Origin of the sequence: Subdoligranulum sp. APC924/74, from assembly GCF_003324125.1 — a bacterium.
GTDB lineage: Bacteria > Bacillota > Clostridia > Oscillospirales > Ruminococcaceae > Gemmiger > Gemmiger qucibialis.
Window position 1 is genome coordinate 1 of the sequence record NZ_PSQF01000067.1, and the last position, 15,040, is coordinate 15,040.

General features: G+C 55.9%; 12 protein-coding genes and 3 tRNA genes. 3 read left to right on the top strand and 12 right to left on the bottom strand.

Going from position 1 to position 15,040, the window contains the following annotated elements; all coding sequences use genetic code 11:
• Positions 1–78: 78 nt before the first annotated feature.
• The 4 genes from argC to C4885_RS12290 all read right to left on the bottom strand — a co-directional run bounded on the left by argC (position 79) and on the right by C4885_RS12290 (position 4,693).
• Positions 79–1,014 carry an N-acetyl-gamma-glutamyl-phosphate reductase gene (gene argC, locus C4885_RS12275; RefSeq protein WP_114000614.1) on the bottom strand — a complete coding sequence of 312 codons (936 nt, stop codon included), beginning with the start codon at positions 1,012–1,014 and terminating at the stop codon, positions 79–81.
• A gap of 29 nt (positions 1,015–1,043) precedes the next feature.
• A complete protein-coding gene (argH, locus tag C4885_RS12280; protein WP_199488111.1) occupies positions 1,044–2,423 on the bottom strand; it encodes an argininosuccinate lyase in 1,380 nt (459 codons plus the stop codon).
• A gap of 263 nt (positions 2,424–2,686) precedes the next feature.
• Complete coding sequence (locus C4885_RS12285; RefSeq protein ID WP_114000615.1) at positions 2,687–3,925, bottom strand: argininosuccinate synthase; 1,239 nt, start codon at positions 3,923–3,925, stop codon at positions 2,687–2,689.
• 390 nt (positions 3,926–4,315) lie between these two features.
• The gene (locus C4885_RS12290) at positions 4,316–4,693 is read right to left on the bottom strand and encodes a Fur family transcriptional regulator (RefSeq protein ID WP_114000616.1); all 378 of its coding nucleotides are present in this window, start codon (positions 4,691–4,693) and stop codon (positions 4,316–4,318) included.
• Between the two features lie 419 nt (positions 4,694–5,112).
• On the opposite strand from C4885_RS12290, the gene C4885_RS12295 reads away from it, so the two are divergent.
• The 3 genes from C4885_RS12295 to C4885_RS12310 all read left to right on the top strand — a co-directional run bounded on the left by C4885_RS12295 (position 5,113) and on the right by C4885_RS12310 (position 6,309).
• A tRNA-Met gene (locus C4885_RS12295) sits at positions 5,113–5,189 on the top strand.
• Positions 5,190–5,280: 91 nt separating this feature from the next.
• Positions 5,281–5,355, top strand: a tRNA-Glu gene (locus C4885_RS12300).
• 879 nt (positions 5,356–6,234) lie between these two features.
• Positions 6,235–6,309 (top strand) — tRNA-Glu (locus C4885_RS12310).
• 451 nt (positions 6,310–6,760) lie between these two features.
• On the opposite strand, the gene C4885_RS12315 is transcribed toward C4885_RS12310, so the two are convergent.
• From C4885_RS12315 to C4885_RS12355, 8 genes are all read right to left on the bottom strand, one after another.
• Positions 6,761–7,228, bottom strand: coding sequence for a threonine/serine exporter family protein (locus C4885_RS12315; protein WP_367118442.1), 468 nt, complete (start codon positions 7,226–7,228; stop codon positions 6,761–6,763).
• Positions 7,225–7,983: a threonine/serine exporter family protein gene (locus C4885_RS12320; protein WP_158538890.1), complete on the bottom strand. Its 759-nt coding sequence runs from the start codon at positions 7,981–7,983 to the stop codon at positions 7,225–7,227. Before C4885_RS12320 ends, C4885_RS12315 begins: the two co-directional genes overlap by 4 nt.
• Entirely contained in the window at positions 7,976–8,737 is a 762-nt protein-coding gene (locus C4885_RS12325) for a cytidylyltransferase domain-containing protein (protein ID WP_114000619.1), read from the bottom strand. The genes C4885_RS12320 and C4885_RS12325 overlap by 8 nt, the downstream gene beginning before the upstream one ends.
• Entirely contained in the window at positions 8,734–9,684 is a 951-nt protein-coding gene (locus C4885_RS12330; RefSeq protein ID WP_114000620.1) for a Gfo/Idh/MocA family oxidoreductase, read from the bottom strand. The genes C4885_RS12325 and C4885_RS12330 overlap by 4 nt, the downstream gene beginning before the upstream one ends.
• Before the next feature lie 435 nt (positions 9,685–10,119).
• Entirely contained in the window at positions 10,120–11,088 is a 969-nt protein-coding gene (locus C4885_RS12340; protein WP_114000622.1) for a Gfo/Idh/MocA family protein, read from the bottom strand.
• Complete coding sequence (gene neuC, locus C4885_RS12345; RefSeq protein ID WP_114000623.1) at positions 11,085–12,275, bottom strand: UDP-N-acetylglucosamine 2-epimerase; 1,191 nt, start codon at positions 12,273–12,275, stop codon at positions 11,085–11,087. Before neuC ends, C4885_RS12340 begins: the two co-directional genes overlap by 4 nt.
• A gap of 553 nt (positions 12,276–12,828) precedes the next feature.
• Positions 12,829–13,824: an N-acetylneuraminate synthase gene (neuB, locus tag C4885_RS12350; RefSeq protein WP_114000624.1), complete on the bottom strand. Its 996-nt coding sequence runs from the start codon at positions 13,822–13,824 to the stop codon at positions 12,829–12,831.
• A 21-nt stretch (positions 13,825–13,845) separates the two neighbouring features.
• Positions 13,846–14,853, bottom strand: coding sequence for a sugar phosphate nucleotidyltransferase (locus tag C4885_RS12355; protein WP_333559368.1), 1,008 nt, complete (start codon positions 14,851–14,853; stop codon positions 13,846–13,848).
• Between the last annotated feature and the right edge of the window lie 187 nt (positions 14,854–15,040).

Here is a 15,040-nt window from a genome sequence, read left to right on the forward strand (position 1 = left end):
TATCTGCGCTTTTGGCTTAGCAGCTGCCGCACCTCGCTCGCCGTATCGGCACTTAGAATTATGCGGTATTGCCCTAACTTACAATTCCAGCCCTTTCGTTTCCTCCAGCCCCAGCATGATGTTCATGCACTGCACGGCGGCACCGGAGCTGCCTTTGCCAAGGTTGTCCAGCAGGCTAATGAGCAGCATCCGCTTGCCGTCGGGGGAAACAGTGGGGTAAATTTCCAAGGTGTCCTTGCCGGCCAGCGTATTGGCGGGCAGGAACTTGGGGGCAGTGCCCAAAGCGTGCACCTTGATCATGGTTTCGCCTGCGTAATACTCCTGCAAAGCGGTGGCCAGCTCCTCAGCGCTGTGGCCCACAAGGTCCAGACGCAGGGGAACGGTAACTTCCATGCCGCAGTAGTAGTCATCCACAATGGGACAGAACACCGGCGGCTCCGCAAGGCCGCAGATCTTCTGCATTTCCGGCAGGTGCTTGTGATCCAGCGTTAAGCCGTAGGGGCGCGGGCTTTCAAAGGCAATGTCGCGCTCCGGGTCGCGGTACTGGGCAATGCCGCTTTTGCCTGCGCCGGAATAACCGGAAAGCCCGTGGCAGGTCAGCGGATAATCTGCAGCCAGCAGGCCAAGCTCCACCAGCGGGGCCACCAGCGTGATAAAGCCGGTGGCATAGCAGCCCGGAACAGCCACGCGGTTGGCGGTGCGCAGAGAATCCCGTTTGCCATGCAGCTCCGGCAGGCCATACACCCAATCCGGCGCGGTGCGGTGTGCGGTAGAAGTGTCCAGAATACGCACATCGGGGCGCAGCAGGGGCACAACCTCCCTGGCTGCAGCATCCGGCAGGCACAAAAAGCTCAGATCGCTCTGGTTAATCACGGCGGCGCGGGCGTTTACATCCTTGCGGTCGGCTTCGGAAATGTGCAGGATCTCAAATTCATCCCGTGCGGCCAGGCGGTCCGCAATGCGCAGGCCGGTTGTGCCGGAAGAACCATCCACAAAAATTTTATACTTAGCCATTCCAAACAAACCCCTATCTATTACAGCGTTCAGCAGTTGATTTTGCTTTTTACATCCGCGATCTGTTTCAGCACGCTGGCCTGAGTGGGGCCGCCGTAACTGGTGCGGCCCTCGCAGCAGTGCGTCAGGTCAATGGCGTCATAGATGTCCGCCTCAAACAGATCACTGTACTGTTTAAACTCGTCCAGCGTCAGCTCTTCCAGCGTTTTGTCTGCCCGGATACAGGCACCCACCATGGTGCCGGTGCATTTGTAAGCATCGCGGAACGGCATGCCTTTCTTGGTCAGGTAGTCGGCGCAGTCCGTTGCGTTGATAAAGCCCTTGGCGGCGGCGCGGCGCATGTTGGCGGGCAGCGGCGTCATGGTGGCCAGCATCGGGGTGATGGTTTTTAAGCACAGCTCCAAAGTGTCCACCGCGTCAAATACGGCTTCCTTGTCCTCCTGCATGTCCTTGTCGTAGGCGAGGGGGATGCCCTTCATCATAACCAGCAGGGTGTTCAGGTCGCCGTAAACGCGGCCGGTCTTGCCGCGAATCAGCTCGGTCACGTCCGGGTTTTTCTTCTGCGGCATAATGGAAGAACCGGTGGTGAAAGCGTCGTCCAGCTCAATGAACTTGAACTCCCAGCTGCACCACAGGATGATCTCTTCCGACAGGCGGGACAGATGCATCATGCAGGTGGCCATGGCGCTGGTCAGCTCAATGCAGAAATCGCGGTCAGATACGCCATCGATCGAGTTGCCGCAGGGAGCAGCAAAGCCCAGCTCCTGTGCCGTATAAAAACGGTCCAGCGGGTAGGTGGTGCCAGCCAGAGCGCCGGAACCCAACGGGCACTCAGCGTCCATGCGGGCGGTGGCGTCCTGCATGCGGCCCAGGTCGCGCAGCAGCATCCAGGCGTAAGCCATCAGCTGGTGGCCAAAGGTGACCGGCTGGGCACGCTGCAGATGGGTGTAACCGGGCATAACATAGGAAGAAGATTTTTCTGCCTGGTCGCAGATGGTCAGGATCAATTCCTTGATCTGCCCCTGCAAGTGGAGCGATGCTTCCCGCAGGTTCAGGCGGATATCCAGCGCAACCTGGTCGTTGCGGCTGCGGCCGGTGTGCAGCCGCTTGCCAGCATCGCCCACGCGGGCGGTCAGAGTCTGCTCCACAAAGGTGTGCACATCCTCGGCATTGGGGTCAATCTCCAACGCGCCGCTGTGCAGATCGTTCAAAATGGATTGCAGGCCCTTGTGGATATCGTCCACATCCTGCTGGGAGATGATGCCCTGCTTGCCCAGCATAGCAGAGTGTACCATGCTGCCGTGGATATCCTGTTCGATCATCCGCGCATCAAAGCGGATGGAAGAGTTAAAGTCGTTCACGCGGCTGTCCACCGCTTTGCTGGAACGTCCCTGCCAAAGTTGGGGCATAAGAAAACCTCCGGTGTTATTGTAATGAATAGAGAATAAAGAATAATGAAACATGTTGGTGTGCGCGCCGCGCGCGCAAATAAAATAGATACAGCCTTTTAATGGGGGCTCAGTCTGATGTTTGCTGCGACCTTGGCTTTTTTTGAGCTGTGCCGCAGGCACGGCGGTCCACCATCATTATTCTATAGTATATACTGGAACGCCAAAGCCGCCAAGGGGGTCAATGCCTCCCTGGCGGCAGTTTTGTTAATGGAAAAATGCGATTACTTTACTTCCGGCCAGTTCTTTGCCAGCTTGGCGCGCTCAGCAATGGGCAGGCCAAACAGGTTGATAAAGCCGTTTGCATCAAACTGATCGTAATCCTCATCCTCGCCGAAGGAAGCAGTCTGCTCATCGTACAGGGTGAACGGGCTGGTAACACCAGCGTTGATCAGGTTGCCCTTGTACAGCTTCAGTTTCACATCACCGGTAACGGTCTTCTGCAGGTCGTCGGTGAATGCGCTCAGGGCTTCACGCAGCGGGGTGAACCACTTGCCATCGTAAACCAGCTCGCCCATCTTCTGAGCAACGGACTCCTTGAAGTGGAAAGCATCCTTGTCGATGGTGATGGTTTCCAGAACGTTGTGAGCCTTGTACAGGATGGTGCCGGCGGGGGTTTCGTACACGCCGCGGCTCTTCATGCCGACAAGACGGTTCTCAACGATATCCAGCTGGCCAATGCCATTCTCGCCGCCGATCTTGTTCAGGTACTCAATCAGGGCAACACCGTCCATCTCCTTGCCGTCCACAGCGGTAGGAATGCCCTTCTCAAAGTGGATGGTAACATAGGACGGGGTATCCGGTGCCTGCTCCGGGGAAACACCCAGCTCCAGGAAGCCGGGCTTGTTGTACTGCGGCTCCAAAGAGGGCTTTTCGAGGTCCAGACCCTCGTGGCTCAGATGCCACAGGTTCTTGTCCTTGGAGTAGTTGGTCTCACGGTTGATACGCAGGGGAATGTTGTGTGCCTCGGCGTAATCGATCTCTTCGTCACGGCTCTTGATGTCCCACTCACGCCACGGGGCGATGATGGCCATTTCGGGGGCCAGTGCTTTTAGGGCCAGCTCAAAACGAACCTGGTCGTTGCCCTTGCCGGTGCAGCCATGGCAGATGGCATCGGCATTCTCTTTCTTGGCAATCTCAGCCAGTGCCTTTGCGATGCACGGACGAGCATGAGAGGTGCCCAGCAGGTACTCTTCGTACTTGGCATCGGCTTTCAGGCAGGGCCAGATGTAGTTCTCAACGTAATCTTTCTTCAGGTCCAGAACGTACAGCTTGGAAGCGCCGGTCTTGAGGGCCTTTTCTTCCAGGCCGTCCAGCTCAGTGCCCTGGCCAACGTCGCCGGAAACAGCAACAACTTCGCAGTTGTTGTAGTTCTCTTTCAGCCAGGGAATGATGATGGAGGTATCCAGACCGCCGGAGTAAGCCAGAACAACCTTTTTAATATCTTCCTTTTTCTTTTTCATAAGAACTGCCCTCTTTCAAAATTCTATCCGCCGAAGTGGCTGAATATTTATTCATTTGATGTTTCTTATTATACACGCCCTGCAACAAATTGCAACACGGCATATTGCACAAGGAAATTTCAACTTATAGAGATGACTTTGTTCTAGAACTTGCATTTTGCGGCGCAAAGGGAAAAAACAAAGCGGACTATTTGCATTTTTATTCATGGAATTGAATATTTGCCGCATAAAGCCCGCATATCGCAGTTGAAAAAGGATACAGAAAAGTGCCAAAGGGTACAAAAAAGCTCTTCCCCACAAAAACGGGGAAGAGCGGAGAGGAAAAGATGATGACAAGTTGGGAGGATTGATCCTGCAAGGGTAGGACAGTGGCGATTTGTCCCGGCAAAGTTATTCTTTGCTGGCACATTCGGCGCAAACGCCGGTCACGGTCAGGCAGTGGCCTTCAATACGCAGGCCGGGAACATTTTTGATCAGGGCGTTCAGCTCGCCTTCCGGCAGATCAAGGTTAATGATCTTGTGGCACTTGCGGCAGTAAAAATGCTCATGGGAGTTGGGGTCCCAGTCAAAGCATTCGGCACCGCTGATCATGCCAACGCGGCCGATCATATCGTTATCAGCCAGGGTGTTCAGATTGCGGTACACCGTGCCCAGGCTGATATGAGGGCAGCGCTCACGGGCATAACCGTAAATCTGCTGCGCAGAAAGATGCTCTTTATGCTCTTGAATGGTTTCCAGAATAATCTGGCGCTGCCAAGAATATTTCATAGCGAGTGTTCTCCTTAAAGTTACGGATGGTTCATCTTCGACACACTTTTAACGAACGCCGATTTTTAACTTATTTTAACACTGGGGTATTACTATGTCAATATATTAAATGCGAAAAATCCGCAAAAAGTTTCGTAGCTTAAAATAAAATGAACAAACCGGGTGAAACCTGAAAAAATGAAAAATTTTGTACTGCACTTTATTGCGCTATTGTTGTATAATACAGGAACAAAAATCGGAACAACACCGGGAATGGCTGCCAGCTGATGCCCGCAAGCCCATGGCTGCGCTATTTGTGCCGCAGCACTGCCGGCGCAGAAAAGGGAGAAAAAACTTTTTGAAAAAATTCAAAAAAATGCTTGACAAATGGTGCCGAAACCCGTATACTAATGGAGCACCGTTTGAGATGCACACCACATGGCGGTATAGCTCAGTTGGCTAGAGCATTCGGTTCATACCCGAAGTGTCACCGGTTCAAATCCAGTTACCGCTACCATAAATACAGGGTTTCGCTAAAATACTTGGGGGCCGGTTGCAATCGTGACTGGTAAGTTGCTTGCTGTTTTAGCAAAATCCTGTATCTCTTAGGCCCGTTGGTCAAGCGGTTAAGACACGGCCCTTTCACGGCTGTAACATGGGTTCGATTCCCGTACGGGTCACCAAAAAGCCTTAGCGTTAGCTAAGGCTTTTTTCTTTTGTATTTTAGCCCTCGTACCACACATTATACCACATCTTTGGCGGTTGGAATATATAAAGTAAAGGCAACACCGCACAATTCCCGCCTAACGGCATAAGCACCGCTCCGGCGGATCTCCGCGCCAAGAGCCGCCGCAAGCGGCGGTTGCGCTCCGAAGCGCCTCGCTGCGGCTCGGTGTGCGGCACGGCATCTGCGTTGCCAAAATGCTCGATAATGTCGGGTTGCGGTAGCCGCATCGTGCTTCGGGGGCAAAAGCCCCTCGCACTCTGCGACCGCTGTCCCTGCTTCGGTTCGCTGTTTCCGCCACTGGCGGCGCTCACCTTTGCAGCATCCAGTATTATCTGCGCTTTTGGCTTAGCAGCTGCCGCACCTCGCTCGCCGTATCGGCACTTAGAATTATGCGGCATTGCCCTTGATTTTGTTTGTAGGGGCAGATGCTTGTCATCAGCCCGCAGCAACCTTGCGGAATTGGCAGGTATAGTTTGGTGAGCGGCAACAGCCCGATGCGAGCATCGGATCCTACAAATCATTTGCAGTGCTTGCCACAGTCGATAAAGAGGTTTCTCCACGGCGGGATGAAGGCATCCCGCCCTACAGATTGCTTGCATTGCCTGCTGCCTATTATAAAAAGCTCTGTAGGGAACGGCTTATTCCGGTTCAAGAGCCGAATCAGCGGTCTGGTTGGCCTCTGAAGTTCGACTGCGGGCGCAGTGACCTACCGTACATTTTCCGAATAACGCTGCCGGCCAAAAATCTCTCTCCATTTTATCCCATTCGCTCTGAAAAATATGTTGACAAACCGCGTTTCATCTGGTATATTATACAAGCAATCTTTTGCGGTCATGGCCCGTTGGTCAAGCGGTTAAGACAGCGGCCTCTCACGCCGTTAACGTGGGTTCGATTCCCGCACGGGTCACCAAAAAACACTCCAGCTTATGCTGGAGTGTTTTTTCGTGTATCCCGTGCGAGGAATCGAACAGGGCAGTGCGCCGCAGCGCACAAAAAACAGTCCAGTGGACTATTTTTTAGCCCGCGGGAGATTCCCGCGTGTGTCACCAAAAAGCACTCCAGCTTATGCTGGAGTGTTTTTTCGTGTATCCCGAGCGAGGAATCGAACCAGACGGTGCGCAGGTGCTTTTGTGCGCGATAATGGAACGCTGTGTTTTTGGTTGTATCCTTGACATGAAAATACCCCCAGAGCTTTCAGAGTTTTTTCTCTGTCTACTCTAGGGCAACACCGCACAATTCCCGCCTTGCGGCTTAAGCACCGCTCCGGCAGATGCCGTGCCTCGCTCGCCGTATCGGCACTTAGAATTATGCGGTATTGCCCTAGGGGTAGCATATCAAAGAAGCACCGGGCTTCATATTTTTTATTTTGCCTGCCTGCTGGCGGCGTGGCGCTTGGGCAGGGGGATGGAGCATACGATGGCAATGCCAAGGGCCAGGGCAACGGCAACTTTTAAGGTTTCAATGCCTTTGCTGGTGCACAGGGCGCGGTCGTTGCGCAAAAAATAGTAAGCCGTGTAATAAATGCCCGCGCCGGGCACCAGGGGAAAAATGCCGGTCAGCAGAAATACCGTGATGGGGGCCTTGTGCCGGATGGCAAAAAAGCGGGAAAGCGCGGCCAGCGGCAGTGTGGCAATCAGTGTGGCCATGGGGGCGGTCATACCGCCAAGGGTAGTGCAGGCAATGTAGATCGTCCAGCCAACGGCCCCCACAAAACCGCAGGTCCAGTAATGGCGGCGGCCCACCTGAAAGGTGATGCCGAACGAGATGGTTGCAACCATGGCAACCACAAACTGAACCAGCATGGTAAACCAGACAGGAGCAGCACTCACCATACCACCCCCGTTACTGTGCTTAATAAGGTATACCCCAGAGTGACGCCGACAGCCAGGCATCCCGCAACCAGCAGGGCATCCACAAGCCGGATGGTGCCGGAAAGATAATCGCTGTTGATGATATCACGGATGCCCATAGTTAAGGCAACGCCGGGGGTCAGCACCATCAGCGCGCCGATGATGGCAAAGTTGACCTGCAGGGCCGGGTAGACCAGCTGGGCAATCAAAGCGGTCAGCGTGCCGGCAATGGCGGAAAGCATATCGCGGAAAATGCGGCTGATATGGTGCTTGCTGAGCGCGCAGGAACTGGCGGAGGCCAGCAGCCCGCCCAGCGCACCCACCAGCATTTCCGGCAGGCCGCCGCCAAACAGCATGGCAAAGCAGCCGGCCCCCATGGTGCCTGCTGCACAGTTGTACAGTGGGGAGAGGGTGGGCATCCGCTTCATCCGCTCAAATTCCAGCTGGGCGCTGTTCAGGTCCAGTTCGCCATCCGCCACACGGCGGGAAATGGCGTTGATGGCTTCCACATGGCCCAGGTTGGTGGAAACCACCGGAACATGCCGCACAGCGCTGACCGTTCCGTTTTGGGCGGAAGCAAAAATGCCGTTGGTCAGCACATAAACATGGAAATCCACAATGCCGAAGCTGCGGGCCATGATCTCCATGGTGTCCTGCGCGCGGAACACCTCGCCGCCATTGGCCAGCATAGCTTGGCCGCAGTCCATGATCAGATTGAACGCCAGGTCAGTCACGAATGTTCTCCTGCACAGCGGCAAACTCCGGGTAATGGGCATACAGGTGCTGGGCAATGGCTTCCATCAACAGGTAGTCGTGCTCCGAGTCGATATCAATAATGCCGGTATCCATCATCACGCTGATGCCGATCTTGCCGCGCCACAGCATGCCGTCCGTGTTGGTGGCGAGGAAATCCCGCTTGAAGACATAGATGGAAGCGTTTACATCATACACATCCGGAGCCTGCTGGCGGCCGGTGAACTCACTCTTGCAGACCTGTTCAACATGGTCGTCCACAGTTTTGACCATATTGAACCAGGGATTGCGGCGGGCTTCGCACACGCTGAACACCAGATCCAGATCATCGCGGCTCTGTTTTTTGGCGAAGGCGTTTTCGATGTCCGATTCGGTGCGCAGGGGGCTGGTGATGTCCAGGTCCATGTACCAGTCATACGGCTGGCCGGTGCGTTCCTCCATGCGGTGCAGACTGTCCTGATAGACAGCCATCTTAGGCACGCGGTCGCCGCCCAGTTCCTCGCCGCGCGGCAGGAAGATGACTTCCGGGTACTTGGCGGCAACCAATTCGGCCAGCTCCGGGCTGTCGGTGTTTAGGGCAATGTCAATGTGCAGTTCGGGATGCTTTTTGATAAACAGCTCGGCGGCGCTGAGCGAATAATACACCAGCGGGTGGCCGCAGAAGGTTTTGAGGTTTTTGTTCTTAAAGCCCTTGCTGCCTGCACGGCCGCAGATGGTGATCAACAGACGGTTCATTGTTGTTCCCCCAATGTCAGTTTTAATACTTGCAGTGCCGTGGCGGGCGGGTTCAGGCTCTCGGTTTCCTCCCCGGCGGCATAGTCAAGGAAATAATTCATCTCGCGCAGGTAGCGCTCGTTGACGTCCTCCTCATAGTGTTCCACCGCACCGTTGGGCAGGGTCAGCGTTCCGGCGCCAAAATCCGCCACGCAGCTGCCATCCTTGCAGAACAGCTCAATGGAGCGGCGGTAGGTGCGGCCAAAGTAATCCAGGTGCACTTCCGCCAGCAGGGTGGGATATTGGGCAATATAGATGGAAAGGTCGTCAGAATCAATTTCCAAATCGGAATATTTTCCGCGTATATTACAAATTGTTTCCGGCACGCCGAAGAGATCGACCAGGTAATCCCATTCATGGATCAGGTCGATGGTCACGCCGCCGCCCAGGGCCTTGTGGGCACTGTACACCGTGCGGTAATCCACCCCCGGCCGCCAGTCCGGCAGGTAGGAGGAACAGATCACCCGCGCACTGTAGGGGCGCAGGCTGGGCAGGTGATTTTTCAGCGCCAGCATGGTGCCGCACCAGCGCATGGGTGCAGCCACATAGGCTTTCTGCCCGGCGGGCAGCAGGGTGGCAAGGTCTACATCCGTCTGCTCGGCGGAAACAATGGGCTTTTCGATAAACAGCGCGTCTGCCAGGCCGCGAATTTCCTCCAATGCCTGCGCGTGCAGGCTGGTGGGGTTGGTGATAAACGCCAAATCGTAGTGAGGCAAGGCGGCGGAATCCTGCAAGGTGGTGAACTGGCTGTGCAGCAGTTCTGCCGCGCCGGGGCGCAGCGGGCGGGCTAAATCACTGCGCAGCGCATCCGCCCGCAGCGCCAGCCCGCGCTGCGCGCAGATCGCCGTCAGATTTTTCAAATGCCGGGTCCCGATGGACCCCAGACCGATAAACAGGGCAGTAAGCATGGTGACCCCCTTTTAAGTTAGGAGTTAGGAATGAGGAGTTATTGGTGTGCGCATCCGCGCATATTTTGGGCAATACCGCATAATTCTAAGTGCCGATACGGCGAGCGAGGTGCGGCAGATGCTAAGCCAAAAGCGCAGATAATACTGGATGCTGCAAAGGTGAGCGCCGCCAGTGGCGGAAACAGCGAACCGAAGCAGGGGCAGCGGTCGCAGAGTGCGAGGGGCTTTTGCCCCCGAAGCACGATGCGGGTACCGCAACCCGACATTATCGAGCATTTTGGCAACGCAGCTGCCGTGCCGCAGCTGCCGGAGCGGTGCTTAAGCCGCAAGGCGGAAATTGTGCGGTGTTGCCTTTGAATATCAGGTTTTGCCTTATTTCAAAATCGCGGCGCAAGCCGCACATTCAACTCCTAACTCCTACCTCCTAACTGATTTTCAGGTTTTATCCATAATGCGGATGGCGGCCAAATCTTTTTCAAAGCTCCAGCGGGACGTTTCTTCGCCGCGCAGGCAGGCAAAAAAGTTGGTCAGCTCATCCACATAGGCGTTCTCTACAATGTTGTCGCTGTAGCGGTTGTCATGCTCAAAGCTGGTGTAGGTGTCCACAAACTGTTTGTCACCGTTCTTGAACTCATACAGCGCTTTGGGGTTGCCCTCCCAGAACAGGTGCAGACCATCGCCAAAGCATTCAAAGTTGCGCACCGCCTTGGGGCTTACCACATCTGCTGCCAGCACACCCTGCGCACCGGAAGCATGGCGCAGCAGCAGGGTAACGCAATCAGGATAGGGCAGCCCAAGGTCGCTGATGCTGTCCTCCTGCACGGTCACATGGGTCACATCGCCAAAGGCATCCAGCAGCCAGGGCAGGTCAATGCCAAAAATCTCGCGCACGCCGCCGGTGCGGGCGTTGCCCACAAAAAAGTTTTTGTAGTTTTCCCACGGGTGCCAATCCGGCAGGTACTGGCCAATATGGTAAATATAATGCACCGGCTTGCCGAATGCAGCCACCTGCTGCTTGATGTACTGAGTTTCGCGCCGGTAAAGCATGGTGGAAGAAAGAAACAGCAGCACGCCTTTTTCTTTCGCTTTTGCCATGTTTTCCTCATAGCCGTCAGCAACCAGATTCAGCTCGGTAAATACCGGCAGGCTGTTGTCCAGCAGCTCGCTGATGATGGCCGCGTGGGTCAGGGGAGCGGTGCAAACAAGGGCGGCGTCCGGGGCTTCGGCGGCAACGGCTTCAGCGATGCTGGGGTAAGCGGCGTCGATCAGGCCAAGGTCGGTGGCTTCCGCCCGGCGGGATTCCGCCGTATCGACACCCGCAATGCGGATGCTGGAATCAATGCCTTTGGTCAGGCGGGCACGGCGCTTGCCCATGCTGCCCAGACCAACGATCAGAATTTTCATAGGGAAATGCTCCTTTTGGGGTTAAATTCCGGCACGGGGCCGTCATAAAACGTTTTGGGTTTGGCAAAGTCAAATTGGGCCAGAACCCGGCAGATCTTGCCGCTGGTATCGCCGCCGTTATAGGGGCTTTGTGCGGCGTGGGCCACGGCGGAAAATTCCGGGGTCAGGGCACGGCGCAGGGCGGCCTCGATTGCGGGGGCAGCGGCAGCACAGCACAGCACGTTCTGGCAGATGATGCGCCCGGCCTGGCGGCTGCCGATGTTGACGGTCGGCACACCGAACGTGGGCGTTTCCACCACGCCGGAACTGGAATTGCCCACCACCAGCGCAGCGCACTGCATGGCGGAAAGATACCGCTTGAGCCCCAGGCTGTTGATGAACCCGGCACGCTGCGGGTGGGCGGCGGCAAACGCCTGCAATTTGGCGGTGCACACAGCGCCGCCGGTATCCGCGTTGGAACCGGTGATCAGCCAGAACACGCCGGGAACCGCTTCCATTGCGGCGCACAGGGCATCCGCCTGCGCGGCAGGATCGCCCGCCGCGGCGGAAGTTTCGGGGTGGTAGGTCACGATGGCAAAAGGCTGCATCAGGTCAAAGCCGGTGGAAGCACACAATTCCTGCCGCGTCATTTTGGGCAGGGTGCGGATGTTTTCATCGCCCAGGCCGCCCACGCAGAACACGGTTTCGGGGGCTTCGCCCATGCGCACCAGCCGGGCCGCGCTTTCGGCACAGCTGGGGAAGTGCAGCGCCGCCATTTTGGTGATGCAGTGGCGGTAGTATTCATCCGCCGCGCCAAGGGTTACATCCCCGCCGGAAATATGCGCAATGGGGATATGCCGTGCCGCAGCCGCTGTAGCCACCGCAAAAATTTCAAAGCGGTCGCCCAGAAGCAGCACCGCATCCGGGCGGTGGGCGGCAAAATAGCCGTCAAATACCGTGATGGTGCGTGCAATGGTAAGGGCCACCGGTTCGTTGGGGTTCTCTTCTTCAAAAATCGGCAGGCGGGCCGCAATGGGCAGGCCGTCAGCCTCAATTTCCTGCACCGTATTGCCAAACCGGGCACAGAGATGTGCCCCGGTAACAACCAGCTGTAATTGCAGGTCCTGTGCCGCCGCAACCTTTTGGATAACCGGCCGCAGCAGCCCATATTCCGCACGGGTGGAGGTGATGATGGTGATGTTTTTCATAATAGTTAGAAGTTAGGAGGGAGGAGTTAAATCAATTCGGAACGAGAAATGAAGAATGGGAGATGGGGTAAGGTTGGTGGCGGAACATCAGAAAATATCTGTAGGGCGGGATGCCCTCATCCCGCCGTGACCCTGCCTTGTTGCACAATGCAATTTGTGATAATCAGGGCCTGATTTGTAGGGGAAGATGCTCGCATCGTCCCGCAGGCGGGTCTTTGCTACATATGCCGCTGTTTATCAGGCTCTGCGTAGGAAACCACCCCTCACCGGCTTTGCCGGAGCTCCCCTCAAAGGGGAGCTGCCGCGGGTTTTAATTTTGTATTGGTTCCCCTGGAGGGGAGCTGGACGCGATGCGGCCTGAGGGATGGTTCCTTATTGCGTGCATAAAAAATCACGGAATAAACCCTGCCCAATATTGCCGATTAAAATGCATCAAAGCGGCTAAGAGGGAGCCATCCCACGGATATTACGATGAAGTCCCAATTCTATTATTTCTATTCAGAGTTTTTCGCCGAGGCCTTTTTGCAAAAAGGCCGGAGAACCCCCGTAAAAATCACAGCTCGATCTTTTCGTCTTCGGTAAAGTCGCGCTTGGCGGTCTGGCCAAGGACGGTGTACCACAGCATGGGGGAAATACCATCGCCGGGGCGCTTGGTCAGCAAGTTTTCGGCGGTGAACACTTCGCCTGCCTTGATGGGCCGCGCGGCCACAATGCTCTTGCGGGCAATGGCCTTGTTGGGGGCTTCGCTGGCGGTCAGGTGCTTGTGGCCGTCGCCAAGGGCGGCTTCCACATGGCGCACGGCCTGTACCATGGCCTTGAACTCGGTCGGGTCCAGGCTGGCTTTTTGGTCCGGTCCGGGCCAGGATTTATCCAGCGTAAAGTGCTTTTCAATCACCTGCGCACCAAGTACCGTGGCAGCAACATCGCATTCCCAGCCCGGCGTGTGGTCCGAAAGCCCGACCGGCAGGCCAAACTGGTCAAAAAGCTCCAGCATGGCGGTAAGGTTGGCATCCTCATAGGGAGTCGGGTACTGGGTGTTGCAGTGCAGAATGGTCACTTCCGGGCAGCCGTTGTCGTCCAGGATGCCAAGGGCGTCGGTGATCTCGCTTAAGTTGCACATGCCGGTGGAAAGCAGCGCCGGGGTGTGCAGCTTGCCGATCTCTTCCAGATAGGGCAGGTTGGTGATCTCGCCCGACGGAATTTTAATGAGCGGCATGCCCAGTGTGCCCAAAAACCGCACACTGGGGATATCAAACGGCGCGGAAAGATACTGGATGCCAATGGAATCGCAGTATTCTTTCAGTTCCCGGTGGCCCTCAAACGAAAAATGCAGCTTGCGAATCATCTCCAGCTGGCTTTCGGCGGCATCGGTGGTCTGTTTCTGGTATTCGGCTTTTTCGGCGAACCTGCTCACCACAAGCTCCGGCACAGCGGTCTGGTATTTTACAATATCTGCACCGCATTCCTTAGCCACATAAGCCATCCGCTTGGCGGTTTCCAAATCGCCGTTGTGGTTTACCCCGGCTTCAGCAATGATCGTTACAGGCATAAATTACTCCTAACTCCTAACTCAGCTCTGTTGTTCCAGCTTTCTTCTCATCTTTTCCAGCTCTTCCATCTGGCCCATGTCCATCCAGGAGCTTTCGTTGATGGGGTAGATGCCTACTTTTTCACCGGCGGCGCGGTAGCGGTCGATCACATCAGGGAAGCCGATCACTTCGCCCATCTTCATCTCTTCCACCACGCGCGGCTCCACAACGTAAACGCCGGTGTTGGTCAAAAAGTTCAGCTCCGGCTTTTCCCGCATGGCGGCAATGCCACCGTCTTCGCCCAGTTCAACAACACCGTAAGGCACTACATAGTGCTTGAACGCGCATACCATGGTAACCAGGTTGCCGTGGGCTTTGTGGTACTGGTACAGGTCGCCGTAATCCAGGTCCAGTAGGGTATCACAGTTGGTAAAGAAAAACGGGGAATCCATCCGCCCTTTCAACAGGCAGAGCCCGCCGCCGGTGCCCATGAACACATCTTCGTCAATAAAGTCAACGGTATAGTCTTTTTCCAGGTCGGCAAAGTAGCTCTTGATCATGCCGCGCTTGTAGTTGACAATCATCGTCATATGGCGGCAGCCAAAATCCCGGAAGCGGGAAAAAATCAGCTCGGCAATGGGCTGTTCCCCCACCGGAATCAGCGGCTTGGGCAGAATTTTGGTGTAGGGGTACAGCCGCGTGCCAAGGCCGCCCGCCATCATCACGACGGGGATATCCACCTTTTTGCGGTTGTCCACATCCACGCCGCCCGCAAACACAATATCGGTGATGACGCCGTGCTTGTCCAGAATGGGCAGGGCATCAATGCCAAGGCGCTGCAGCTCGGCGCGGGCGCGGCCGCGCTCGGCCACCGGCAGGCTGTGGGGGTGATAATTGGCAGCCTGGGTCAGCGGGGCGCTGAGTGCGCCGCCGCGCAGGATACACTTGCGGATATCCCCATCTGTCACAACGGCCTTCAGCTTGCCCTCCGGCGCAATAAACAGGATGCGCTGGCCCGTTTCATCCAGCTTTTTCATCGTATCCAGCACCGTGCAGGACTCCGAAATAAAAAGTTCTTCGACTTTCAGGTAAAATCCCCCCTTGGGAAGGTAGGAGTTAGGAAGTAGGAGTTAGGGCAACACCGCATAATTCCCGCCTTACGGCTTAAGCACCGCTCCGGCGGCTGCGGCACGGCATCTGCGTTGCCAAAATGCTCGATAATGTCGGGTTGCGGTA